Below are 22826 nucleotides of genomic sequence, written 5' to 3' on the forward strand. Positions count from 1 at the left end.
TACTCCTCCGAATGTCCGTCCGGGCAAGTGTACGGCAGGGGTTCCTGCCCGAACGCTGACGACGGGGGCTGCCGACGAACCGTTACACAACGGTGTCGACAGCCCCCGTTCGGGTGGCGATCGGTCCTGCTACGGGGCCCGGGTCGGCGTGGCCGACGGCGTCTCCGTCGGCGTCGGGGTGGCCTGCTCCCACGTCGCGGTCGCCGGGTCCGAGGACTCCGAGGCGGCGAGCGAGCCGCACGTGACCGTGTACGAGAACGACACCGGGGCACCCACGGCGTCCGCCTGGATCGTGACGGCCGTCGAGCTGGTGTCCCCGGAGGTCGCGCCCGAGGCGTCCTTGCCGCCCGAGACGGTCCAGCTGTACTTGGACACCGTGTAGCCGTCCGGGCAGGTCGCGGCGGACCAGCTGAAGGTGACCTGGCCGGACTCCGACACCGTTCCGGCGTTCGGGGTGTTCGGCTTGTTGGCCGTCGGCGGGGTCGTGTACTGCGTGATCGTGACGAGCGTCCCCTCGACCACGCTGCCGGTCGGGGTGATGTCCGCGACCGTCTCGGCCTGCTGTGCCGTCGGCGCGGGGCTGCCGTCCTGGACGGTGACCTCGAAGCCGCGGCCCTCGAGCTCGCCCCGGACCTCGTCGGCGTTGCGTCCGACGTAGTCGCTCTTGTTCAGGAAGACCCGGGTCGTCGTGGGCGTCGGCGTCGGGGTCGACCTGGTCGGCGTCGGCGACGAGGACGTCGGTGCCGGCGTCGGTTCGTCCGAGCCACCGAGCGCGAACGCCGCGATGACGCCGCCGATCAGGAGCACCGCGAGGACGCCGACGAGCCACCAGATCCAGGCGCGCTTCTTCTTCGGCTCGTCGTCCTCCGGGGCCGCGGGCGACCGCGGGGTGCCGGGGCCCGCGACCGCACCGGCCTGTGTGCCGATCAGCGCGGTCGCCGCGTCGTCACCGGGACGCTGCGGCGGGTTGAACGCGACGGTCCCGGCGCCACCCACAGCGGGCACGGCGACGGTCGCGGCGGCGACGTCCCCGCGTCGCAGCGCCTGCGCCGCACGGGCCAGGTTCGCGGCGGTCGCCGGACGGTCCGCCGGCTTCTTCGCGATGCAGGACAGCACGAGTGCCGACACCGGCTCGGGCACGTCGCCCGGCAGCGCTGGCGGCTGCTCGTTGATGTGCGCCATCGCGATCGCGACCTGGGACTCGCCGGTGAACGGACGACGGCCGGCCAGGCACTCGTACGCGACGATGCCGAGCGAGTAGATGTCGGTCGACGGCGAGGCCGGGTGGCCGCTCGCCTGCTCCGGGGACAGGTACTGGACGGTGCCCATCACCTGGCCGGTCGCGGTGAGCGGGACCTGGTCGGCGATGCGCGCGATGCCGAAGTCGGTGATCTTCACGCGTCCGTCGGGCGTGATGAGGAGGTTGCCCGGCTTGATGTCACGATGCACCAGCCCGACGGCGTGCGCGGCCTGCAGGGCGTTCGCGGTCTGGGCGACGATGTCGAGCACCTTGTCGACGGGCAGCGTGTGCTCCCGTTCGATCATGGTGGACAGCGCCTCGCCCGGGACGAGCTCCATCACGAGGTAGGCGCTGCCGTCCTCTTCGCCGTAGTCGAAGACGTTGGCGATGCCCTCGTGGTTGACGAGCGCGGCGTGACGGGCCTCGGCGCGGAAGCGCTCGAGGAAGCCCGGGTCACCGAGGTACTCGTCCTTCAGGATCTTGAGCGCGACGGTCCGGCCGATGACGAGGTCGGTCGCCTGCCACACCTCGCCCATGCCGCCGATCGCGACACGGGAGGAGAGCTGGTACCGCCCACCGAAAGTGAGTCCGCTGGTGGGTCTCATTTGTTCAGCACCGCCTCCATGACCTTCTTCGCGACCGGAGCCGCGACCGTGTTGCCGACGCCGGACTGCCCGAGTCCGCCACCGTTCCCGACGACGACCGCCACGGCCACCTCCGGGTCCTTCGCCGGGGCGAACCCCGTGAACCACAGCGTGTACGGGTCGCCCGTACCGCCTTCCGCCGTGCCCGTCTTGCCCGCGACGTCGACTCCGTCGATCTTGGCATTGGTGCCGGTCCCGGCGTTGACGACGCTCTGCATCGCCTCGGTCAGGTCGGCCGCCTCGGAGCCGGACAGCGGGTCGCTGTACTGCTTCGGCGAGAACGACTCGACGGTCTTCAGGTCGCTCGTGGTGATCGAGTCGACGAGCGACGGCTGCATGACCTTCCCGCCGTTCGCGATGCCGGCGGACACCATCGCCATCTGCAGCGGCGAGACGCGCACGCTGGCCTGACCGAACGCACTGAGCATGAGCTGCGCCGTCGAGTCCACCTCGGGGTACTGGCTCGCGGTCGCGCGCATCGGCACCTCGATCGCGTCGCCGAACCCGTACTCGTCCGCGACGGACTTGATCGTGTCGTAGCCGAGCTTCTGACCGAGCTCGGCGAACGGGATGTTGCACGAGTACTGGATCGCCGTGCGGAGCTGCACGGTCTCGCCGCCGCCGCAGGAGCCACCTTCGGCGTTGTTGATGTACGTGCTGGTCCCCGGGAGCTGCAGGCGGGAGGGGTTCGGGAACTCGGAGTCGAGCGTGTACTTGCCGTCCTTCAGCGCGGCGGACGCGACGACGAGCTTGAAGACCGAACCCGGCGTGTACAGGTCGCCGCCGATCGCGCGGTTCTGCAGCGGGGTCGGGGTCTGCTGGAGCAGGGCGTCGTACTGCTGCTTCACCTGCGCGGTGTCGTGCGAGGTCAGCGCGTTCGGGTCGTAGGCCGGCTTCGACACCATCGCGAGGATCTTGCCGGTCGACGGCTGGATCGCGACGACCGCACCGCTGTTCTCGCCGAGCGCGTCGTACGCGGCCTGCTGCACGGCGGGGTCGATGGTCAGGTTGACGTTGTCGCCCTGGACGTCCTGGCCGGTGAGGATCGCGTTGAGGTTCTGGAAGAACGACGCGTCGGAGTTGCCGGAGAGCACGGCGTTCTCGGCGCTCTCGATGCCGGTGTTGCCCTGGCCGATCGTGAAGTAGCCGGTCACGGCGGAGTACAGCGCACCGTTCGTGTACTTGCGCTGGTACTGGTACTGGTCGTCCGACGGGGTGGACTCGGCGATCGGGCTGCCGTCGACCAGGATGGCGCCGCGCTTGGTCGAGTAGCTGTCGAGGATCGTGCGGGAGTTCCGCGAGTCGGCTCGCAGGGAGTCGGCCGCGAAGAACTGGATGGACGTCGTCGACACGAAGAGCGCGACGAACATGAGCACGATGACGGTCGAGACGCCGCGGAGCTGTCGGTTCACCGGGAGCGCTCCTTCCTGGTCGTCGCACCGCGTCCGGAACGGCCGCGGGCGGCGGGCACCGCGCCCTGCTGGACGCGCTGTTCTGCGGGGATCGAGTCGGTCAGGCGCAGCAGCATCGCCGCGATGATCCAGTTCGCGATGAGCGACGACCCACCGGCGGCCATGAACGGTGTCGTCAGGCCGGTCACGGGGATGATCCGGGTGATGCCGCCGACGACGACGAAGACCTGCAGCGCGATGATGAAGCCGAAGCCGACGCCGAGCAGCTTGCCGAAGTCGTCCTGGGCCATGAACGCCACGCGGAGCCCACGGGACGCCAGGACGATGAACAGGGCGAGGATCGCGAAGACGCCGATCAGCCCGAGTTCCTCGCCGAGCGACGCGACGATGTAGTCCGCGTTGGCGACGGGCGTGATGTACGGGCGGCCCTGGCCGAGGCCGGTGCCGGTGATCCCGCCGTTCGCGAAGCCGAACAGGCCCTGGACGAGCTGGTAGCTGCCCTGGGTCTGACGGTCGAAGATCGCCTGGTTGAACGGGTCCAACCACTGCTCGAAGCGGCCGCGCACGTACACGAGCACCGACTGCGCGACGAGGGCACCGCCGATGAACAGCCCGAGGCCGATGACCACCCAGCCGAGCCGGGCGGTCGCGACGTAGATCATCACGAGGAACAGGCCGAAGTACAGCAGCGCGGTGCCGAGGTCGCGCTGGAACACGAGGACGGCCATCGCCGACGCCCACATCACCAGGATCGGGCCGAGGTCGCGGGCGCGCGGGAACGTCATGCCCGCGAACTTCTTGCCGACGATCGACAGGGAGTCCCTGGCGGTGACGAGGTACCCGGCGAAGAACAGCGCCATGGTGATCTTCGCGAGTTCGCCGGGCTGGAACGAGAACGGACCGATGCGGATCCACACCCGGGCGCCGCCGATGTTCTCCCCGATGCCGGGGAGCATCGGCAGGAGCAGCAGCGCGATGGTCGCGAACATGAAGATGTAGCGGTAGCGCTGCAGGAAGCGGTGGTTGCGGACCACGACGACGGTGATGGTCGCCAGGACCATCGCGAGCATCGTCCAGACGATCTGCTTGACCCCGATGGCGTCCCAGCCGGTCAGGCCGTTGTGCACGTCGATGCGGTAGATCTCGGCGATCCCGATGCCGTTCAGCACGAGGGCGATCGGCAGCACGAACGGGTCCGCGTGCTTGGCGACGATCCGGAGCACGACGTGCATGACGAGCGCGAGCCCGAGGATCCCGGCGCCGACCCAGAGCACGCCGGTGTCGAAGATCCGGCCCTTGGTGCCGAGCTGCACGAGCACCATCGCGCCGGCGCAGATGCCGCAGGCGATGACGAGGAGCACGAGCTCGAGGTTCCGGGCACGCGCCGGCTCACGCAGCTTGATCGTGATCGCCTGCGTGAAGGACTGGGCGGTCGCGGTGCTCATCAGCCGGCTCCCGGGCTCTCGGACGGCGAAGCGTCGTCCGACGGCGACGCCGAGCCGCTCGGGGTGGGCGAGGGCGACGAGCCGGTGTGGCCGCCCGTGCCCGCCTGGTCCTGACCCGTCTCGGCGGCCTTCCGCAGACGGTCCACGATGTCGCGCGCGTCCGACAGGGAGGTCGCGTTGATCGTCGACCGGACGTTCTCACGCGTGTAGTCCGGCAGCGACGAGACCGCGATGTCGGTGTCCTCGTAGACGTCCGACAGCGCGATCGGGCCGATCGACTGCTGCACGCCCTGGTAGATGGCGACGGTGCCGCGGTCGGTCCCGACGTAGTAGTGGGCCTGGGTGATCCGCCAGCCCAGGAACACCGCGCCGACCAGCGCCGCGACGGCGACGACCAGCGCGATCGACCATGCCACGCGACGCCGGATGCGGCGACGGCGGTCCTCCGCGATGAGCTCGGCGAAGTACTGGTCGGACTCCGGCTCGAAGTGCGAGTCCTCGGGCACGGAGCTCACCTTGAGCGGGTGGAGCAGGATCGTGGGGAGGCGGATCGGCTTGCGGCCGGTCGACGCCTCGAAGGTCAGCGGGGCTGCGGCGGAACCGACCGTGGTCGCGGCGGCGTCGTCGTCCTCGGGTTCGGTGTCGGTGACGTCCATCACGACGACGGTCACGTTGTCCGGGGCCCCGTGGTCGAGGGTCTCCTTGACCAGTCGCTGCGTCACCTGGTTGGCGTCCATGTTCGAGGCCAGCGCGTGCCGGATCCGTTCCTCGGCCAGGTACGACGAGAGACCGTCGGAGCACAGGAGCCACCGATCGCCCGTCTGGATGTCCATGACGGCGGTGTCGACCTCGGGTGCGGCGTCGACGTCGCCGAGCACGCGCATGAGCACGGAGCGCCGCGGGTGCACCGCTGCCTCCTCCGGCGTGATGCGTCCGCTGTCGACGAGGCGCTGCACGAAGGTGTGGTCCGAGGTGATCTGCTGCAGTTCCCCGTCGCGCATGCGGTAGATCCGCGAGTCACCGATGTGGGCGATCGCGATCTGCTCGCCGACCCGTATGAGCGCGGACACCGTGGTGCCCATGCCGGTGAGCTCCTGGTGCTCGAAGACCGTCTCGGTGATGAGCTGGTTCGCGGCGATGAGCGCGGACTGCAGGGCGAACTCGGCGTCGTGCGCCGACGGGAACTCGCGGTCGACCTCGCGGATGCGGCGGATGGCGATGGCCGAGGCGACGTCGCCGCCAGCGTGCCCGCCCATGCCGTCCGCGACCGCGAACAGGTGGGTGCCGGCGTAGCCGGAGTCCTGGTTGTTGGCGCGGATGCGCCCCACGTGGGACACAGCGGCGCTCAGCGTGCGAGCCGTCATGTCCCGGCTACCGCCGCAGCTCGAACGTCGTCGTCCCGATCGTGATCGGCGTCCGTTCCGCGACGGTGACGGGTCCGGTCACCTTCTGACCGTTGACGAAGGTGCCGTTCGTGGACTCGAGGTCGGACAGGACCCAGCCCTCGCCGCGGAGGTCGAGGCGGGCGTGGTGCGTCGAGGTGTAGTCGTCGCGGATGACGACGTTCGACTCGCTGGAGCGACCGATCGTGATCGGACCACCGCCGAGGGGCATCTCCATGCCCTCGCGCGAGCCCTCGGTGATGACGAGGCGAGTCGCGACGGGTTGCTGCACGGCGCCGGCCTGCTGCTGCGTCGGTCCCGACGGCTGGCCGATCAGCTCGGTGAAGGCCCCCGGTGCGGCTGCGGCGGGCGCGGCGGCCGCGGTCGTCGGTGACGACGCTCCGGCCTTCGGGTCGGTCGGGATGGTGCGGACGCGCTGGCCGAACAGGTCGCTCCGCAGCGCGAAGACGATGACGAACACGAACAGCCACAGCACCGCGAGGAAGGCGAAGCGCAGGACGAGCAGGGTCAGGCCCGTGGTCATCGTGCACCTCCGTCGTTCTCCGGGATCACCCGGAACACCATACGGGTACGACCGATCTCGATGGTGGAGTCCGGCTCGACGATCGCCTGCTGGAAGCGCTCGCCGTTCAGCTTCGACCCGTTCGTGGACCCGAGGTCGTTGGCCTGGGCGTGCTTGCCGTCCCAGATGACCTCGACGTGCTTCCGGCTCGTCCCGGTGTCGGCGACGGTGATGTCCGCGTCGGTGCCGCGCCCGATGACCGTGCGCCCGCGGTGCAGCCGGTGGCGCTGCGACCCGATGTCGAGCACGGCCACCCAGGCCACGTCCCGCTGGACCGTCGAGGAGTCGATCTGCAGGATCCCGGTGGACAGCGTGCCGTCCTGCTGCAGGGTGATCGAGACCGGCCCGGAGAACGAGTAGTTCTGCGCCACGGCGTGCTGCTGCACCATCTGCGACAGCTCGTCGATGAGCGGTCGACCGATGTCCGCCATGCGCGTGTGGTCCGGCGGGGCGAGGCGCACCGTGAATTCGTTGGGGACGAGGATCCGCTCACGCGAGACCACGGCGGCCTTCGTGTCGAGCTCCCGCCGCAGGGCGCTGGAGATCTCGACGGGCTGCACGCCGGAGCGGAAGGTCTTCGCGAACGCACCGTTGACGGCGCGCTCCAACCCTCGCTCGAAGCTGTCCAAGAGGCCCATGTGTCTCCGTGTTCGTCGGTCAGGGACCACTGCATGGTAGTGGGTGGCGCTCCTGCCCGTCTGTGCGTGGTCACGGGCACCCTCCGGTGCGTGCTAGTGTTGCCGGGCTGGCGCGAGTGGCGGAATTGGTAGACGCGCACGGTTCAGGTCCGTGTGCTGGAAACGGCGTGGGGGTTCAAGTCCCCCCTCGCGCACCAGGTGAGGGAAGGCCCCCGGAGGAATCCGGGGGCCTTCTCGCGTTCCCGGCGTCTCGCACTGTGCGGGGGAACGCGGTGTCCGTCGGACGGGAGGCGCGGCTCACCGCCGCCACGAGCCTCCAGGCCGTCCCGTGGTCGGCTCGCCGTCTGACGGGACCGGCGCGGACGTCGGCCTACGCGTCCCGCGCGCCTGCCAGCCCGTGGTCGTGCGCGTAGACGACGAGCTGCACCCGGTCGCGGAGCGCGAGCTTGCCGAGGATGCTCGAGATCTGCGTCTTCACGGTCGACTCGGTGACGAACTCCTTCGCGGCGATCTCGGCGTTCGACAGCCCGCGCGACGCCCACCCGAACACGATCCGCTCCCGGTCGGTCAGCGTCTGGAACGCCTCGGGCTGCGGGGCGGGCGCACGGTCGACGTCGGCGCCGAACAGCTGCGACAGGTCGTTCGGCGCGATCACCGAGCTGCCCTCGTGCACGGCCCGGACGGCCGCGAACAGGAAGGGCGGCGTGGTGTCCTTGAGCAGGAACCCGCTCGCGCCGAGCCGGATCGCCGTGGCGGCAGCGGGGTCGAGGCCGAAGGTCGTGAGCACCACCACGCGGGGGAGCGGCCCCGGGAACGTGCCGGAGAACAGCTGGCGGACGGTCTCGACGCCGTCCGTCCCGGCCATCCGCATGTCCAGGAGCACGACGTCGGGGCGGAGCTCGCGGATGCGGTCGAGGGCCTCGGCGCCGTCGGACGCCTCGCCCACCACCTGCATGTCGGGCTGCGCGTCGAGCACCACGCGGAGCCCCGCGCGGAAGAGCGCCTGGTCGTCGACGAGCAGGATGCGGATCGGGTCGGTCATCGAGTGGTCCCCCCTCGGACGTCGAACGGGATACGGGCGCGCGCGACGAACACGGCGTCCAGCACGGCGGCGTCGAACGACCCGCCGATGGTGGTCAGTCGGGTCTGCATGCCGGTGAGGCCCCGCCCCGAGCCCCGGGTCGACGAGACCGTCGGCTGCTCGCCGGTCACCGGGGTGCGGGTGGGCACGGCGCCGGTCGCCGCCGCGGCGAGTTCCTCGAGCCCGAGGCCCGCACCGACGGGCAGTGCCCTCGACGGGACGGCGTTCTCGACCTCGAGCACGAGGTCGGCGGACCGCCAGGTCTCCCGGACCTCGACGGCGCCGCCGGGTGCCCCGTGCCGCAGTGCGTTCGTGAGCATCTCCTGCAGCACCCGGCGGGCAGCGGTGCCGTGCACCGCTCCGAGCGGCCGGGCGACACCGCGGACGGCGTGCTCGACGTCGACGCCGGCGTCGCGGATGCCGCGGACGATCTCCTCGAAGGAGGTCGGGTCGTTCGCGGTGTCCGAGCCGTCGATGTGTCCGAGCACCTGCCGCACCTCGACCAGGGAGCTGCGGGCGGTGCTGGCGATGGTGGCGCTGACCTCGCGGATGCGGGCCTCGTCGTCGAGGAAGGGCACCGAGTCCGCCTGCGCGATGATGACCGCGAGCGAGTGGCCGACGACGTCGTGCACGTCGCGGGCGATGTCGGCGCGGATGCGTTCGGCCTCGGCCTCGTCGACCGCGCGGGTGGCGACGGCCTCGGCGCGGTTGGCCACGGCCTCCGCCCGGCTGGCCGCCGCCTCGGCGTCGGCTCGGCGGACGGCCTCGGCGTTCTGCGACCGGACGGCCCGTCCGGCGAGCCCGGCGGCCCAGACGGAGAGCAGCACGAGCGCGGGCGCGACGAGCACGAGCACGACCTGGTCGCGCGGTCCGTTCAGCAGCAGGGCGTACCGGTAACCGGTGGTGGAGAGGTACATGGACGCCGATGCTCCGGCGACCACGGCGAGCAGTCCGGCGAGCACGGCCTCGAACCGTGTCCCGACGACGGCGACGGTGCCGATGACGACGGCGATGGCGAGGTCGACCAGGGACGGCCGCTCGCCGCCGGCCACCTGCACGAGGCCGAGCGCGACGGTGGCGACCATCGCCGAGCTCGGGGAGACGCGCCGGAGGGCGATCGCGACGCAGGCGACCGCGACCGCGAGAGGACTGGCGTGCTCGAGCTCGAGGTCGATCGGCGCGGCGAACAGCAGCGCCGCGCACCCGGCCAGGACGAGGTCGACGACGAACGACCGGCCCCGCACGGGCCGGATGAACGTCCGCCGGTCCGTCACGGTTCGATCATCGCACGACGGGTGGTCACGGCATCGGGGACATCGCGACGAGGGCCGCCGCGGTGACGACGACGATCGCGGCGCAGGTGGCGAGGGTGGCGATCACGTGCTTGGTCGAGCTCTCCATGCCACCGAGCCTGACGGGTGACCCCGTCGTCGGGCATCGTCCGGCGGGACGAACGGGGTCGTCCTGCAGGACGAACCCGTCAGATCGTCAGTTGTCCGAGCACCCTGTGTGCGATCGACACCGACTCGCCGCTCACGACCGAGCGCGGGGACGACAGGAACGTCACGAGGTCGGCGATCTGCTGCGGGCTGGACTCGCCCCCGGCGCCGGGCTGCACCGCCGCGGAGGGCTCGTCCGTGACCCGGCCGGGGTTCACGACGTTCACGGTGACGCCCGTGCCCGCGTACTGGTCGGCGAGGTTCCCGGCGATGATGCTCGTCGCCGCGTTCCGCAGCGAGGTCGTCACGTTGCCGGACAGGTACGCGTTCTGCCCGCTGACGACCACCACGCGGCCCCAGCCCGCCTCGCGCTGCACGGGGAGCACGGCGTTCGCGACCCGGAGGAAGCCGAGGGCCTTGCCGTCGATCGCGGCGGCGACCTGCTCGGGGTCCGAGGCGCGGTCGGGGTCGAGGGTGCCGGCGGCTGGCGCGGCGGTGACCACGAGGACGTCGATGCCTCCGTGCTGCTCGAGCACCCGGGCGACCGCGGCGTCGACCGACTCCTGGGACGCGGTGTCCATCGCCACGGCGTCGTCCCCGTCGGCGCTCCGTGAGGCGACGACGACCCGGGCGCCCTCGCGTCGCAGGGTGTCGACGACGGCGGAGCCGATGGTCCCCCGTCCGCCGACGACGAGGGCGACACGGTCACGCAGTTCGAGGTCCATGTCGCTCACGCTAGGCCGCTCGGCCCGTTCCGTCCGCGGGATCCGTTCAGCCCGTCCGCGTGATCCGGCCAGCCCGACCGCGTGAACCGTCCACCCCGGACGGGCGCCCAGTCGGCACGGCCGGCCGTCGGCCGCGACCACCGGACACCACCGTGCCGACGACGGCCCCTGACGCCCGACCCCGGCACGACGATCATCGAGACAGGAGCACGAGTTGTACTTCCACAAGCAGGAACTCCAGTTCACGAGCACGCCGGACAAGCCCGACGCCGTCTACGCCCGCAAGCTGCAGGAGGTGCTCGGCGGCCAGTACGGCGAGATCTCCGTCGCGATGCAGTACCAGTTCCAGGCGTGGAACATGCACATGCCGGGCAAGTACCGCGACATGGTCTTCGGCATCGGCGCCGAGGAGATGGGGCACGTCGAGATGCTCGCGACGATGATCGCCCAGCTGCTCGAGAAGAGCCCGCTCGGCATCACCGAGGACGCCGTGCAGGACGACCCGACGGTGGCCGCGATCGTCGGTGGGACGGACGTCCAGCAGGGCATCGTCGCGGGCGCCGGAGCACGTCCGGTGGACAGCGACGGCAATCCCTGGCAGGGCTCCTACATCACCGCGTCGGGCAACCTGCTCGCGGACTTCACCGCGAACGCCAACGCCGAGATGCAGGGGCGCGTGCAGGTCGCACGGCTCTACCACATGACCGACGACCACGGCGTGCGGGACCTGCTGTCGTTCCTGCTCGCGCGCGACACCATGCACCAGAACATGTGGGCGACGGCGGCCGCCGAACTGCGTGAGAAGGGGATCGAGGACTTCCCGGTGCCGAACAACTTCCCGCAGTCGAAGGAGCACACCGAGTTCAGCTACCAGTACCTGAACTTCTCGGACGGGGCGCAGGCGGGCGACGGCCCCTGGGCGAGCGGTCCGTCGTTCGACGGCAAGGGCGAGTACTCGTACCACGACGGCCCGACGTCGGCGGTGCCGATGCCGCCGCCCACGCACCCCGACGTGCGGTTCTACGGCACGACCGAACTGCCGAACGTGGTCGAGAAGACCGCGGGCGCGGTGCAGGACACCCTGAACAAGGAGTGACGGTCGCGCCGATCGTGTGTCGGTGACGGGACGCGACGGCAGACGGGAGGCGACCGCAGACGGAACGCGCCCACGGACGGGAGGCCCGGTGCCGGCTGGCACCGGGCCTCCCGTCCGTCTGATGGTCAGGTCGTCACGTGTCCGCGCCGACCGTCGCGAGTGCTGCCGTGTCGTCGTCGCGCGGCGCGCGCGTCGGCTCGAAGATGTCGGAGTACAGGCGCACCGCGCTCCAGAGCGCGATGCACGCGACCGTCCCGGCCACGGCGGCGACCCAGGGGACGACCGGCACGTCGGTCCACGCCCGCGGGGCGACGACCCAGGTGAGGAAGCTGCCCACGGTGCTGCCACCGGCGCCGAGCAGGGCGGCGGTGCGGCGGTCGAGGCTCGTGGCGACGAGGGCCGCGGTCACGACCACCACGGCGAGGAGTGCGTTGAGGACTGTCGTCACCGGCGCCCCGGACTACTCGGCGGAACCGCTGCCGACCGCCAGCTGCTGCGCACCGCCGCCGGTGGTGACGTCGATCTTGCGCGGCTTCGCGGACTCCTTCACCGGGATCGTCACGCTCAGCACACCGTTGTCGTACGCGGCGCTGATGCGGGCGGTGTCGAGGTGGTCGCCGAGGGTCAGCTGCCGGACGAACGTGCCGGGCTGCCGCTCGCGGGTGAGCCACTGCGAACCCTCCGGAGCACCGAGGGTGCGCTCGGCGCGGATCGTCAGCACGGAACCGTCGACGTCCACGTCGACCGAGCCCGGGTCGATGCCCGGCAGGTCGACGTCGAGGACGTAGTGGTCGCCGGTGCGGTACAGGTCCATCGGCATGGAGCGCGGAGCACCCGCGCCGGCCCCGAGCAGGGAGCCGGCGAGTCGGTCGAGCTCGCGGAACGGGTCGAACTGCATCGTCATCGAGATCAACTCCTTCGTGGTCTTCGTTGAGTCCCCTCGACTCAACTGCAACACGTTTTAGCACTCTCCCCTCAGGAGTGCCAAAAAAGCGCTCGGAGCTCGCTGGGAGCCCGGGGTCGACGGTGGTCAGCGCGCGTCGCGGCGCGTGACCTCACGGTGCAGGTGCTCGAGCGCCGGGAGTGCGGCAGCGAGTGCGGCGCGGTCCTCGGGGGAGAGTCGGTCGAGCGCCGCGACGAGCACGGAGGTCGACGCCTCGTCGTACGCCGTGAGCCGTTCCTCGGCCAGCGCTGTCAGGCGGAGCTCGGTCCGACGCCCGTCCCCGGCCGCCAGGCGTCGTTCGAGCAGACCCGCGGTCTCCATCGCCGACACGAGGTTGCTCACCGTCGAGCGGGCGAGTCCGAGGCGGCTGGCGAGGGTGGAGGGGGTGGTCGTCCCCACCGCCAGTGCACGCATCACCTCGACCTGGGCGTCCGGGATGTCCGGCAGGTCGGCGACCTCGCGCGACGTCCGGAGCAGGGCGCGGCGGAACGGTCCGACGCGGTCGCTCAGCCTGCGCGCGACCTGTGTCGTGCCCTCCGACCCGTCCGTACCCTGCACACACGGCAACCTAGCAGCGAGAAGTGTTTGCAACAAAACAAGTTCGGGAGCAAACTCGAACACATGAGCACGCAAACCACCGTCGAACACCCCGAACCGCCCCAGGACCTCACCGGCATCGTCGGCCACCGGTTCGTCTACACGTACGCCAACGGCTGGCAGTACGAGATGTACGTCAAGAACGCGACGACCATCGACTACCGCATCCACACCGGCCACGTCGGCGGCCGCTGGGTGAAGGACCAGACGGTCGACCTCGTCGCCCTGGCGGCCGGCGTCTACAAGGTGTCGTGGAACGAGCCGACGGGCACCAGCGTCGTCGTCAACGTCATCCCGGAGCAGCGCGTCCTGCACGGCACGATCTTCTTCCCGCGGTGGATCGAGCTCGACGGGTCGAAGACCGTCCTCTTCCAGAACGACCACCTGGACGAGATGCAGCGCTTCCGCGACGAGGGCCCGACCTACCCGATCTACGTCGTGCCCGAGTTCGCGCACATCACCCTGTTCGAGCACGTCGGCGAGGACGACGAGTCCGTGATCGACACCGCTCCCGGCGACCTGCCGGCCGGCTGGGCGGACCTGACGAACTGATGGCCACCGTGCCGCTGCGGGGTGTCGATCCCCGCACCACGCCGACCACGCTCGACCACGAGGGCCGCACGGTCCGCGGCTGGCAGTGGGAGCCGCAGGACGGCGCCGCCGACGACGCTCCCGTCGTGCTGCTCGTGCACGGCTTCAGCAGCACGGCACTCGGCGGACAGCAGCTGTTCGTGCAGACCGCGCGGCACCTGGTCGCACGAGGAGCAGTGGTCCGGAGCCACGACCGACTGGGCCAGGGCGTCAGCGACGGCGAGTTCGCGGACATCACGATCCGCGACGAGGTCGACCAGGTCGTCGCGATGATCCGCGCTGCCGACCGTGGGCAGGGCGTGCACGTCGTCGCGCACAGCCTCGGCGCGGTGGAGTCGGCGCTCGCCGCGGCGCGGGAGCCCTCGCACGTCCGGACGCTCACACTGTGGTCGCCCGCCGGGGTCGTCGTGGACGACATCACGAAGCACGACGAGATCCAGGGGCAGCCGCTCGCGCCGGTCCGGGAGCGCGGGTGGTTCGACTTCGGCGGGATGCCCCTCGGTGGCGCGTTCATCGCCGACGTGCAGGACGACCTCGACGTCTACGGGCCGGTATCCGGGTACACGGGTCCCGCCGACGTGGTGCACGGCACCGAGGACGCGATCGTGCCGGTGTCCTACGGCCGCCGCTACGCCGAACTCCTGCCCGGAGCGCGGTTGACGGTCGTCGACGGCGCGGACCACGGCTGGTCGTCGGTGCCGTTCCGCGAGCGACTCCTGTCGCTGCTCGACGAGCGCCTCGGCCTGGCCTGACGGACCGCGGCACGCAACGTGGGCGGCAGCTCGCAGCGGTAGAACCCTGCGAGCACTCGCCCACGTTGCGTTTCGCGAAGGGCTCCGGGGTCAGCTCACCTGACCGGAACGGGCGCCCGACCACAGGTCGACGTCGAGGACGCCGACCGAGTGCTCGTCGATGCGACGGAGCTCGTCGTCCGTGAAGGACAGGTTGCCGAGCGCCGCGACGTTCTGCTCGAGCTGCTCCACACGCGACGCCCCGATCACGAGCGAGGTCACCCGCTCGTCGCGCAGCGCCCACGCGAGCGCGAGCTGCGCGAGGCTCTGACCGCGCTCGGACGCGATGTCGTCCAACGCCCGCAGGTGGCCGACGACCTCGTCCGTCAGGGTGCCGGCGTCGAGGGACTTGCCGGCGGCTGCGCGCGAGTCCTCCGGCACGCCGTCGAGGTAGCGCCCGGTGAGCAGCCCCTGCGCGAGCGCGGTGAAGCCGATCACGCCGAAGCCCAGCTCGCCGGCGGCGTCGAGGAGTCCCTCGTCCTCGATCCATCGGTTGAGCATCGAGTACGACGGCTGGTGGATGAGGAGCGGCGTGCCGAGGTCGCGCAGGATCTCGACGGCCTGCCGGGAGCGCTCGGCGTCGTAGGACGAGATCCCGACGTAGAGCGCCTTGCCCTGCTGCACGGCGGTGTGCAGCGCGCCCATCGTCTCCTCGAGCGGCGTCGAGGCGTCGAGGCGGTGCGAGTAGAAGACGTCGACGTAGTCGAGGCCCATCCGCTCGAGCGACTGGTCGAGCGAGGCGAGGACGTACTTCCGCGAGCCGCCGCCCTGCCCGTACGGCCCGGGCCACATGTCCCACCCGGCCTTCGTCGAGATCACCATCTCGTCGCGGTAGGGGCGGAAGTCCTCGCGCATCAGCCGGCCGAAGTTCACCTCGGCAGCGCCGTAGGGCGGGCCGTAGTTGTTGGCGAGGTCGTGGTGGGTGATGCCGAGGTCGAACGCCCGGCGACTGATCGCCCGCTGCGTCTCGAACGGCTTGTCGTCGCCGAAGTTGTGCCAGTAGCCCAGGGAGAGCAGGGGCAGGTCGAGGCCCGATCGGCCGGTCCGGCGGTAGGGCATGGAGTCGTAGCGGTCGTCCGCGGCGGTGTAGGCCATGGTTCCCATCCTGGCCCCGCCCGGTCGGGTGCCGCGCGAACCGTACAGAACGCGAAAGGTTCGTTGCACTGATCGTTCGCGTCGTGAAACAGTTCCCTCGTCCGACCAGGACGGCAGCGACGCAGGAAGGCGGGACCACTCATGCACAGCACGTACTCAGGGATGCCGCGGTCGACACGGCTGTCCGCGACCCACACGCGGGTCGGACTGACCGACCCCGCCGTCATCGACGCCTACGTGACGCGTCGCATCCAGGACCCCTCGCTCCTGTCGACGCGCAGCGAGCCGTCGTACGCTGACTTCTTCACGGCGCCCACCGCGTAGCTGCCCGCTCCGACCGGATCCGCCCGACAGAGAGACCCCACCAGCCGATGCCCCTGACCGTCGTCCGCCGCGAGCACGTCCACCTCTACGCCCGGGAGCCGCGGTCGAAGGCCGCGAAGGTCGCCGTCGACGCACTCCTGAAGCTGCAGCACGCCGAGGAGCAGCAGCTCGAACAGGCACGCGCCGAGAGCGGACTGACGAAGAACGAGTTCCTGACGGTGCGGTACATGCTGCAGGCGCACCGGGACGGCCGGGCGATGGGCCCGAAGGACCTCGCCGTCATGCTCAACGTCTCGAACGCGTCGGTCACGAAGATCGTCGACGGGCTCGTGGCGAAGGGTGACATCGTCCGCGTACCGCACCCCACCGACCGTCGGGCCCAGGTGCTCGAGCCGACGGTGCAGGCCGCCGAGAAGATCGACTCCTCGTACGCCCGGTTCCACGAGGCCGTGGTGGGTGTCATGGACCACCTGTCGAGCGAGGACAACGAGGTGCTCGCACGCTGCCTGTCCCAGATCACCGACGCGCTCGCCGGCGGCGCGCCCGCGCCGGTCGACGAGTACACGGTCGACCCCGACGGTGCCGCGGAGCCGAACGACTCCTGACGGCGACCACGTCCGTCGCGGCGACTGCGGGGTGGCGCGAAAACCTTCCAGCGGTAAGTTGGAGGGATGACGCACGAGGTCGACGACGACGGCGCGACCCCGCCTCGACGCGGTGGGTACCGCAAGGGCGCCGAGCGCCGTGCGCAGATCCTCGACGAGATGATCCGCATGGTCGCTGCGCAGGGCGTCGACGCGTCGTCGTTGCGGTCGGTCGCCGACGCGCTCGGGATCACCCACGCGGCACTGCGGCACTACTTCCCGAGCCGCGACGAACTGCTGCTCGCCGTCTACCGCGAGCACGAGGTCCGCGAGCAGGACGCCCCGGACCGCATGCGGTCGGCGATCGGCGACATGCGGGAGAGCGCCTCGCGGAACCGCGAGGTCCCCGGGCTCGTGCAGCTCTACACGACCCTCGCCGCCGACGCCGTGCAGGAGGGGCACCCGGCCACCCGCGACTTCATGCGCGAGCGGTTCAGCCGACTCCGCGCCGACCTCGCCGAGCTGATCGCCGCGGACCAGGCGGCCGGCCGGATCCGTGCGGACCTCGACCCCGTCGACCTGGCGAGTCTCGGCATCGCCGCGTCCGACGGACTCCAGGTGCAGTGGCTGCTCGACCCCGACGCGGTCGACGGCGAGCGGGTGCTCCGCCTGCTCGAGTCGATCATCCCCGCAGCGGACGACTGACGCCCGTCCCGGCGAGGCGACCACGGTCCCGGACCGGACACGGGTCGGACGGGAGGCGCGGTGCGGGCCCGCCACGGGCCTCCCGTCACGGACGTGGTCGGACAGGAGGCGCGGTGCGGGCGCGCCACGGGCCTCCCGTCCGCCGTCCGGCCGCGGCTACGGCGTCGGACCGCCGTCCGCTATGTTCGCGGTGACCGCGTCGATGTACGCCGCGCGCTCCGCGCGCGTCTGGGGTCTACCGGGCACACCAGGCCGCTCCTCCCACGGGCGCGGGCCCGACCCGTGCCGGTACTCGACACCGAGGGCGTCGAGCCGGGCGAGGTGGTGCTGCAGCCGTTGGCGGAAGTCGCCCACGTCGCGGGGTCCGGCGACGTCGGCCGACCACAGGGCCTCGGCCAGCGCGACCACGCGGGGGAACAGCTGGTAGTCGAGTCGTCGGACGGAGTCGACGTGCTCGGTCCACATGTTCGCCTGCCCGCCGACGACGTGCGCGCGCTCCGCCTCGGTGAGCTCTGCGGGCACCGGGTCGAACGCGTACACGTCGTCGACGGTCAGCACGATCGACACCGGGATCGGCTCGTTCGGCAGGTCGCTCTGCCGGTAGTCGAGGTACACCTGGTCGTCGGGCGTCGAGATGACGTCGTGGCCGCGCCGGGCCGCCGTGACCGCACCCTGCAGCCCGCGCCACGAGACGACGGTCGCCGACGGGGAGAGCGCGCCGCCCTCGAGGATCTCGTCCCACCCGAACGCCCGCCGGCCGTGCGACTCGACGTGGGCCGCCAACTGCCCGACGATCCAGGCCTGCAGCTGCTCCTCGTCCTCGAGTCCGAGCTCGCGGATGCGTTCCTGGGTGCGGGGATCGTCCTCCCACTGGTCCTTCGGGCACTCGTCGCCACCGATCCCGACGTACTCCGAGGGGAAGAGCGCGATCACCTCGTCGAGGACGTCGCGGAAGAACTGCACCGTGCGCTCCTCGGCGTTCAGGACGTCGTGTGCGATGCCCCACTCGGTCCAGACGTCGAGCTGCCGGTCCGGGTGCACGCCGAGCTCCGGGTACGCGGCCAGGGCGGCGCGGACGTGCCCGGGCGTCTCGATCTCCGGCACGACGGTGACGAACCGGTCGGCAGCGTAGGCGACGATCTCGCGGACGTCGTCCTGCGTGTAGGAGCCGCCGTGCGGGCGACCGTCCTTCGCGGCCACCCGGAGCGTGCCGTCGTCGTCCGGGACGTGTGCGCCGACCTGCGACTCGGTGCGCCACGACCCGACCTCGGTGAGCCGCGGGTACTCCGTGATCTCGATGCGCCAGCCCTGGTCCTCGGTCAGGTGGAAGTGCAGGCGGTTGATCCGGTGGACCGCGAGCTGGTCGACGAGACGGAGGACCTCGGCCTTGGTGCGGAAGTGCCGCGCGACGTCGAGCATGACGCCGCGCCAGGCGAAGGCCGGGGCGTCCTCGACGACCGTCACCGGGAGCGTCCATGCGTCGTTCCGCACCTGGCCGCGTCGGTACACGTCGGCGGGCAGGAGCTGGAGGAGTGCCTGGACGCCGTAGAACACGCCGGCCGGGCCACCACCCGTGACGACGACGCCGTCGGTGGTGACCTCGAGGCGGAAGGCCTCGGACCGGTCACCGCCCGGGCCCGCCGGCAGGTCGTCCGGGTCGGCGGCGATCCGCAGGGCGATCACCGGGACGTCGGTCGCGCCGGCGGCGCCGAACAGGGGGAGTCGGGTCGAAGCGCGGAGCACCTGCTGGAGGTACTGCGCGACCGGCTCGGCCGCGGGGTCGGCGGTCACGCGGGTCCGCTCGTCGAGGGTGAACGAGCCGGTGCCGTCGGCGCGGGAGCGGGGGCGGGGGATGAGCATGCGGAGCGGTCCTTCCGGGGGAGGGCGGGGACGTGCCGGTGCCGCCGCCGTCGTGGCGGTGCGCCCCATCCTCGTCGCTGCCCGCCCCCAGTGCCCGCTGCGCGCCGTCAGGCGGCTGGTGTCCGGACCGGGTCGGGCTCGCCGAGCAGCCGGGTCGTCCAGTCGGCGAGGGCCGCGACCGCCGACCGGGAGACCGCCGCTCCCGGCACCATGCTCGTGAAGCCGTGGAACGCTCCGGGCCAGACGTGCAGTTCGGCGTCGACCCCGGCCGCCCACAGGGCGCTCGCGAAGGCCACCGTCTCGTCGCGGAACACCTCGGCGCTGCCGCAGTCGACGTAGGTGCGGGGGAGCCCGGAGAGGTCCTCGGCACGTGCGGGTGCCGCGTACGGGGAGACGTCGTCGGTGCCACGGCGCTCGCCGAGGTAGGCGCCCCAGCTGAAGTGCATCGCCTGCCGGTCGGCGACCCCGACGCCGTCGATCTGCCGCGTCGCGGTCGTCGAGCATCGGGGAGACCAGGACCTGCGCGAGGACCTCGGGGCCGCGGCGATCGCGGGCCAGCAGGACCGTCCCCGCGGCCAGGCCACCGCCCGCGCTCTGTCCCGCGACGACGATCCGTGCCGGGTCGATGCCGAGCTCGTCGGCGTGCTCCGCGACCCAGACGAGGCCGGCGTAGCAGTCCTCGACCGGGATCGGGTCGGGGTGCTCCGGAGCGAGGCGGTAGTCCACGCTGACCAGCACGACGTCGTGGTCGAGCAGCCAGTCGTCGTACGAGTCGAGGTTGCCGAGGTGGTGCCCCATCACCATGCCACCGCCGTGGATCGTGTAGACGCACGTGGTCGGACCGGTCCGACCGGTGCGTCGGATCACCGCGAGGTCGATCGGGTCGCCGCCGTGGCCGGGGACGGTGATGCTCCGTCGCTCCAGGCCGCGGGAGCGCAGCCGGTCGTCGAGCTCCTGCTCGCTGACGTCGAGCGCGCGCATCCGGGGCAGGGCCGCGGCGTCGATGGTGAACGGTCCACGGGCCTCGAGCGCGGTGAGGAAGACGGCGAGCTCGGGGTCGAAGGGCGGGCGGGGCGTGGTGGTCTCAAGCACGGGAGGACTCCTGGTGGTGGTCGACGGACGAGGAAGGAGCAGCGGACGACGTCGGGAGCGCCGGTGTCGGGATCGGCTGGGTCGTGGCCGTGGCCGTGGCCGTGGCCGTGGCCGTGGCCGCGGTCGGTGTCGGGGTCGGCTGGGTCGCGGTCGGCTCCGGCGTGCTGGCTCCGCGACGTGCGCGCAGCACCCCGACGGCGACGAGCAGCGCGGCGACCGCGGTGATCGCGGCCCCGGCGACCTGCAGCGCACCGACGACGGCAGCAGCGTGGGCCGCAGTGGTCTGCGCGGTGGTGACGCCGCCCGGGACGAACGCCGCGAGCACCGTCCCGGTCACTGCGATCCCGACCGCGGTGGCGAGCTCGCTCGCGGTGTCCACGAGCGCCGCGCCGATCGACGTGCGGTCGGCGGGCAGCCCGGACAGGACGCTCGCGCCGGCGACCGCTCCGACGACGCGCATCCCGGCGGCGACGAGCACGAGCGCGACCGCGACCGCGGGGTAGCCGGTGCGACCGCCCAGCGTGAACACGGCGAGCCCGAGGACGACGGCCGTCGCGCTCGTCCAGGCGGCGCGCTCGAGCCCGACCCGACGGACGAACGGCCCGACGAACCGGCCGCTCACCAGCAGCACCACGACCTGGGGCAGGGTCCCGATCGCGGCGAGGGCCGGCGGCCAGCCCCACGCGGCCTGCAGCTGCAGGGTCACCGCGTACGACAGCCCGGCCGTGGCGAGACCCGCCGCGGCCTTGTACGCCAGGCCGCTCGCGACGAGGGGCCGTGCGACCAGGGCGAGGTCGAGCAGGGGGTGCCGGGCGGAGCGCTCATGCACGACGAAGCCCGCGACGGCTGCGACGGTGACGACCGCAGCGGCCCAGGCCGGCCAGCCCCCCGTGGACACGGCGAGTGTCGGGGTCACCAGGACACCGACCACCGCGGCCGTCCCGAGCGCCGCGCCGACGAGGTCGAGCGGGTGCCGGTGCAGGTCCTCCGACCGGTCAGCACCCACGCCGGACCGGATGCCGACGAGTGCGACGAGGGCGATCGGCACGTTTGCGACCAGCAGCACCTGCCACGGCGCCACGGCGAGGACGAACCCGCCGATCGTCGGCCCGACCGCGAGCCCGACGAGTCCCGCGGTCGACACCACGGTCAGGGCCCGGACGCGCAGCTCGTCGCCGGAGAAGAGCCGGAAGGTCAGCGCCATCGAGCCCGGGGTGGTCATCGCGGCGGCGAGTCCCATCAGGGCCCGGACGACGACGAGCTGCTCCACGCTGGTCACGAGGACGGTCGCAGCACTCGCCGCCGCCAGCAGCGTCAGCCCGACGAGCATGGTGCGACGGCGGCCGAACCGGTCGGCGACCGCTCCGAACAGGAGCATCAGGCCGCCGAACGCGACCGAGTACGCGCTCGAGACCCACTGCAGCGAGGCGGTGGAGGCCGCGAGGTCACGGCCGATCGTCGGCAGGGCGACGGTGAGGACCGAGTTGTCGAGCATCTCGAACAGGAACACGGCGGACAGCCCGGACAGGGCGATCCACGCATCACGGAGACGGGCGGGTGGGGTGTGTGCAGACACGGGTGCACTCCTTCGATGAAGAAGTGGCGACTCCCGTGAGACGCGTGCACGCTCCCGGCCGACGAGCGGCGCGGGTCTTTTCCCTCTGGACGGCACTGTACCGCGATCACGGTCGATCACGCCACTGCCGGGTGTACGCAGGGTCCATGAGCCGTCCCCGCAGTCCCTTCCGAGGCCTCCGCGCCCTCGTCACCGGCGCCAGTGGAGGGATCGGCGAGGAGCTCGCGCTCGGGCTGGCCGCCGCCGGGGCCGACGTCGTCCTCGTCGCCCGCTCGGCCGACCGCCTCGACGCCCTGGCCGCCCGTATCCGCCGCGACCACGGCGTCGCTGCGGAGACAGTCTCGGCCGACCTCGCCACGGCGGACGGCGTCGACCGGGTCGTCACCGCGCTGTCCGGCACCCGGGTCGACGTCCTCGTCGCAAACGCCGGCGTCGGCGACCACGGTCCCTTCGTGGAGGCCGACCCGGAGCGGATCCGGACCCAGATCGACCTCAACTGCACCGCCGTCGTGCGGTTGGTGCACGCGTTCCTGCCGGGCATGCTCGAGCGCCGCCTCGGCGGTGTGATGACGGTGTCGTCGGTCGCCGCGTTCCAACCGACGCCGGGGATGGCCGTCTACGGCGCGACGAAGGCGTTCCTGCTCTCGTTCACCGAGGCGATCTGGCAGGAGAACCGGGGGAGCGGCGTGCGGTTCCTCGCGCTCTGTCCCGGGGCGACCGAGACCGGGTTCTTCGACGAGGCCGCTCGGCACCCGGGTGCAGCGGGCTTCCTGGAGCGCGGTCGGCAGACCCCGCAGCAGGTCGCCGCCGTCGGGCTCCGCGCGTTCGCCCGGTCCGGCGGGCCGACCGTGGTCTCCGGGTTCGGCAACGTGGTCACGGCCAACGCGCACCGCTTCGTCCCCCGCGGGCTCATGGCACGGCTGACGGAGGTGGCCACCGGCGGCGGTGGTGGCCGACGGCGGTGACCGACCAGGAGGCACGGA

General features: G+C 71.8%; 23 protein-coding genes, 1 tRNA gene and 1 pseudogene. 8 read left to right on the plus strand and 17 right to left on the minus strand.

Annotated features, from left to right (window positions below; genetic code table 11):
• Window positions 1-129 precede the first annotated feature (129 nt).
• From C1N91_RS00085 to C1N91_RS00110, 6 genes are read right to left on the minus strand one after another with little or no spacing between them, the layout of a single operon-like run.
• Window positions 130-1845 (minus strand): protein kinase domain-containing protein, encoded by a 1716-nt coding sequence (locus C1N91_RS00085; protein ID WP_137766073.1) that lies wholly within the window; start codon window positions 1843-1845, stop codon window positions 130-132.
• Entirely contained in the window at window positions 1842-3296 is a 1455-nt protein-coding gene (locus C1N91_RS00090) for a peptidoglycan D,D-transpeptidase FtsI family protein (RefSeq protein ID WP_137766074.1), read from the minus strand. Before C1N91_RS00090 ends, C1N91_RS00085 begins: the two co-directional genes overlap by 4 nt.
• The gene (locus C1N91_RS00095; protein WP_137766075.1) at window positions 3293-4741 is read right to left on the minus strand and encodes an FtsW/RodA/SpoVE family cell cycle protein; all 1449 of its coding nucleotides are present in this window, start codon (window positions 4739-4741) and stop codon (window positions 3293-3295) included. The genes C1N91_RS00090 and C1N91_RS00095 overlap by 4 nt, the downstream gene beginning before the upstream one ends.
• Window positions 4741-6105, minus strand: coding sequence for a Stp1/IreP family PP2C-type Ser/Thr phosphatase (locus C1N91_RS00100; RefSeq protein ID WP_137766076.1), 1365 nt, complete (start codon window positions 6103-6105; stop codon window positions 4741-4743). The genes C1N91_RS00095 and C1N91_RS00100 overlap by 1 nt, the downstream gene beginning before the upstream one ends.
• 7 nt (window positions 6106-6112) lie before the next feature.
• On the minus strand, window positions 6113-6667 hold the full coding sequence (locus tag C1N91_RS00105) for an FHA domain-containing protein FhaB/FipA (RefSeq protein WP_137766077.1): 555 nt from the start codon (window positions 6665-6667) through the stop codon (window positions 6113-6115).
• Window positions 6664-7344: an FhaA domain-containing protein gene (locus C1N91_RS00110; RefSeq protein WP_058728322.1), complete on the minus strand. Its 681-nt coding sequence runs from the start codon at window positions 7342-7344 to the stop codon at window positions 6664-6666. The genes C1N91_RS00105 and C1N91_RS00110 overlap by 4 nt, the downstream gene beginning before the upstream one ends.
• Window positions 7345-7454: 110 nt before the next feature.
• Here C1N91_RS00110 and C1N91_RS00115 point away from each other — a divergent pair.
• Window positions 7455-7541 (plus strand) — tRNA-Leu (locus C1N91_RS00115).
• A 173-nt stretch (window positions 7542-7714) separates the two neighbouring features.
• On the opposite strand, the gene C1N91_RS00120 is transcribed toward C1N91_RS00115, so the two are convergent.
• The 3 genes from C1N91_RS00120 to C1N91_RS00130 all read right to left on the minus strand — a co-directional run bounded on the left by C1N91_RS00120 (window position 7715) and on the right by C1N91_RS00130 (window position 10589).
• The gene (locus tag C1N91_RS00120; RefSeq protein WP_137766078.1) at window positions 7715-8386 is read right to left on the minus strand and encodes a response regulator; all 672 of its coding nucleotides are present in this window, start codon (window positions 8384-8386) and stop codon (window positions 7715-7717) included.
• Entirely contained in the window at window positions 8383-9699 is a 1317-nt protein-coding gene (locus C1N91_RS00125; RefSeq protein WP_137766079.1) for a sensor histidine kinase, read from the minus strand. Before C1N91_RS00125 ends, C1N91_RS00120 begins: the two co-directional genes overlap by 4 nt.
• Window positions 9700-9905: 206 nt before the next feature.
• Window positions 9906-10589 carry an SDR family NAD(P)-dependent oxidoreductase gene (locus tag C1N91_RS00130; RefSeq protein WP_137766080.1) on the minus strand — a complete coding sequence of 228 codons (684 nt, stop codon included), beginning with the start codon at window positions 10587-10589 and terminating at the stop codon, window positions 9906-9908.
• Window positions 10590-10803: 214 nt separating this feature from the next.
• On the opposite strand from C1N91_RS00130, the gene C1N91_RS00135 reads away from it, so the two are divergent.
• The gene (locus C1N91_RS00135) at window positions 10804-11685 is read left to right on the plus strand and encodes a manganese catalase family protein (RefSeq protein WP_137766081.1); all 882 of its coding nucleotides are present in this window, start codon (window positions 10804-10806) and stop codon (window positions 11683-11685) included.
• Between the two features lie 133 nt (window positions 11686-11818).
• Here the strand turns inward: C1N91_RS00135 and C1N91_RS16500 are convergent, their stop codons facing one another.
• The 3 genes from C1N91_RS16500 to C1N91_RS00145 form a co-directional block, all read right to left on the minus strand.
• Window positions 11819-12133, minus strand: a complete 315-nt coding sequence (locus C1N91_RS16500; protein ID WP_175415832.1) for a hypothetical protein — start codon at window positions 12131-12133, stop codon at window positions 11819-11821.
• Window positions 12134-12145: 12 nt separating this feature from the next.
• Complete coding sequence (locus C1N91_RS00140) at window positions 12146-12589, minus strand: Hsp20/alpha crystallin family protein (protein ID WP_111228184.1); 444 nt, start codon at window positions 12587-12589, stop codon at window positions 12146-12148.
• 126 nt (window positions 12590-12715) lie between these two features.
• On the minus strand, window positions 12716-13186 hold the full coding sequence (locus C1N91_RS00145; protein WP_137766082.1) for a MarR family winged helix-turn-helix transcriptional regulator: 471 nt from the start codon (window positions 13184-13186) through the stop codon (window positions 12716-12718).
• Between the two features lie 63 nt (window positions 13187-13249).
• On the opposite strand from C1N91_RS00145, the gene C1N91_RS00150 reads away from it, so the two are divergent.
• Complete coding sequence (locus C1N91_RS00150; protein ID WP_137766083.1) at window positions 13250-13777, plus strand: phenolic acid decarboxylase; 528 nt, start codon at window positions 13250-13252, stop codon at window positions 13775-13777.
• A complete protein-coding gene (locus C1N91_RS00155; RefSeq protein WP_137766084.1) occupies window positions 13777-14568 on the plus strand; it encodes an alpha/beta hydrolase in 792 nt (263 codons plus the stop codon). Before C1N91_RS00150 ends, C1N91_RS00155 begins: the two co-directional genes overlap by 1 nt.
• 90 nt (window positions 14569-14658) lie before the next feature.
• Here the strand turns inward: C1N91_RS00155 and mgrA are convergent, their stop codons facing one another.
• Window positions 14659-15702, minus strand: coding sequence for an L-glyceraldehyde 3-phosphate reductase (gene mgrA / locus C1N91_RS00160; RefSeq protein WP_058728313.1), 1044 nt, complete (start codon window positions 15700-15702; stop codon window positions 14659-14661).
• A gap of 141 nt (window positions 15703-15843) precedes the next feature.
• Between mgrA and C1N91_RS00165 the strand changes: the two genes are divergently transcribed.
• The 3 genes from C1N91_RS00165 to C1N91_RS00175 all read left to right on the plus strand — a co-directional run bounded on the left by C1N91_RS00165 (window position 15844) and on the right by C1N91_RS00175 (window position 17315).
• Window positions 15844-16026, plus strand: a complete 183-nt coding sequence (locus C1N91_RS00165; protein WP_137766085.1) for a hypothetical protein — start codon at window positions 15844-15846, stop codon at window positions 16024-16026.
• A gap of 47 nt (window positions 16027-16073) precedes the next feature.
• On the plus strand, window positions 16074-16631 hold the full coding sequence (locus C1N91_RS00170; RefSeq protein WP_137766086.1) for a MarR family winged helix-turn-helix transcriptional regulator: 558 nt from the start codon (window positions 16074-16076) through the stop codon (window positions 16629-16631).
• A gap of 66 nt (window positions 16632-16697) precedes the next feature.
• Window positions 16698-17315, plus strand: coding sequence for a TetR/AcrR family transcriptional regulator (locus C1N91_RS00175; RefSeq protein ID WP_058728310.1), 618 nt, complete (start codon window positions 16698-16700; stop codon window positions 17313-17315).
• 156 nt (window positions 17316-17471) lie between these two features.
• On the opposite strand, the gene C1N91_RS00180 is transcribed toward C1N91_RS00175, so the two are convergent.
• The 4 genes and pseudogenes from C1N91_RS00180 to C1N91_RS00190 all read right to left on the minus strand — a co-directional run bounded on the left by C1N91_RS00180 (window position 17472) and on the right by C1N91_RS00190 (window position 21843).
• Window positions 17472-19175, minus strand: a complete 1704-nt coding sequence (locus tag C1N91_RS00180; protein WP_137766087.1) for a beta-N-acetylhexosaminidase — start codon at window positions 19173-19175, stop codon at window positions 17472-17474.
• Between the two features lie 107 nt (window positions 19176-19282).
• Window positions 19283-19621: an alpha/beta hydrolase fold domain-containing protein gene (locus tag C1N91_RS16905; protein WP_254678433.1), complete on the minus strand. Its 339-nt coding sequence runs from the start codon at window positions 19619-19621 to the stop codon at window positions 19283-19285.
• Window positions 19622-19703: 82 nt separating this feature from the next.
• A pseudogene (locus tag C1N91_RS17155) lies at window positions 19704-20156 on the minus strand (alpha/beta hydrolase); the annotation flags it as partial.
• Window positions 20157-20259: 103 nt separating this feature from the next.
• Window positions 20260-21843, minus strand: coding sequence for an MFS transporter (locus C1N91_RS00190; protein WP_302641403.1), 1584 nt, complete (start codon window positions 21841-21843; stop codon window positions 20260-20262).
• A 146-nt stretch (window positions 21844-21989) separates the two neighbouring features.
• On the opposite strand from C1N91_RS00190, the gene C1N91_RS00195 reads away from it, so the two are divergent.
• A complete protein-coding gene (locus C1N91_RS00195) occupies window positions 21990-22808 on the plus strand; it encodes an SDR family NAD(P)-dependent oxidoreductase (protein ID WP_137766088.1) in 819 nt (272 codons plus the stop codon).
• The last annotated feature ends 18 nt before the right edge of the window (window positions 22809-22826 follow it).

Origin of the sequence: Curtobacterium sp. SGAir0471 (assembly GCF_005490985.1) — a bacterium.
Lineage (GTDB): Bacteria > Actinomycetota > Actinomycetes > Actinomycetales > Microbacteriaceae > Curtobacterium.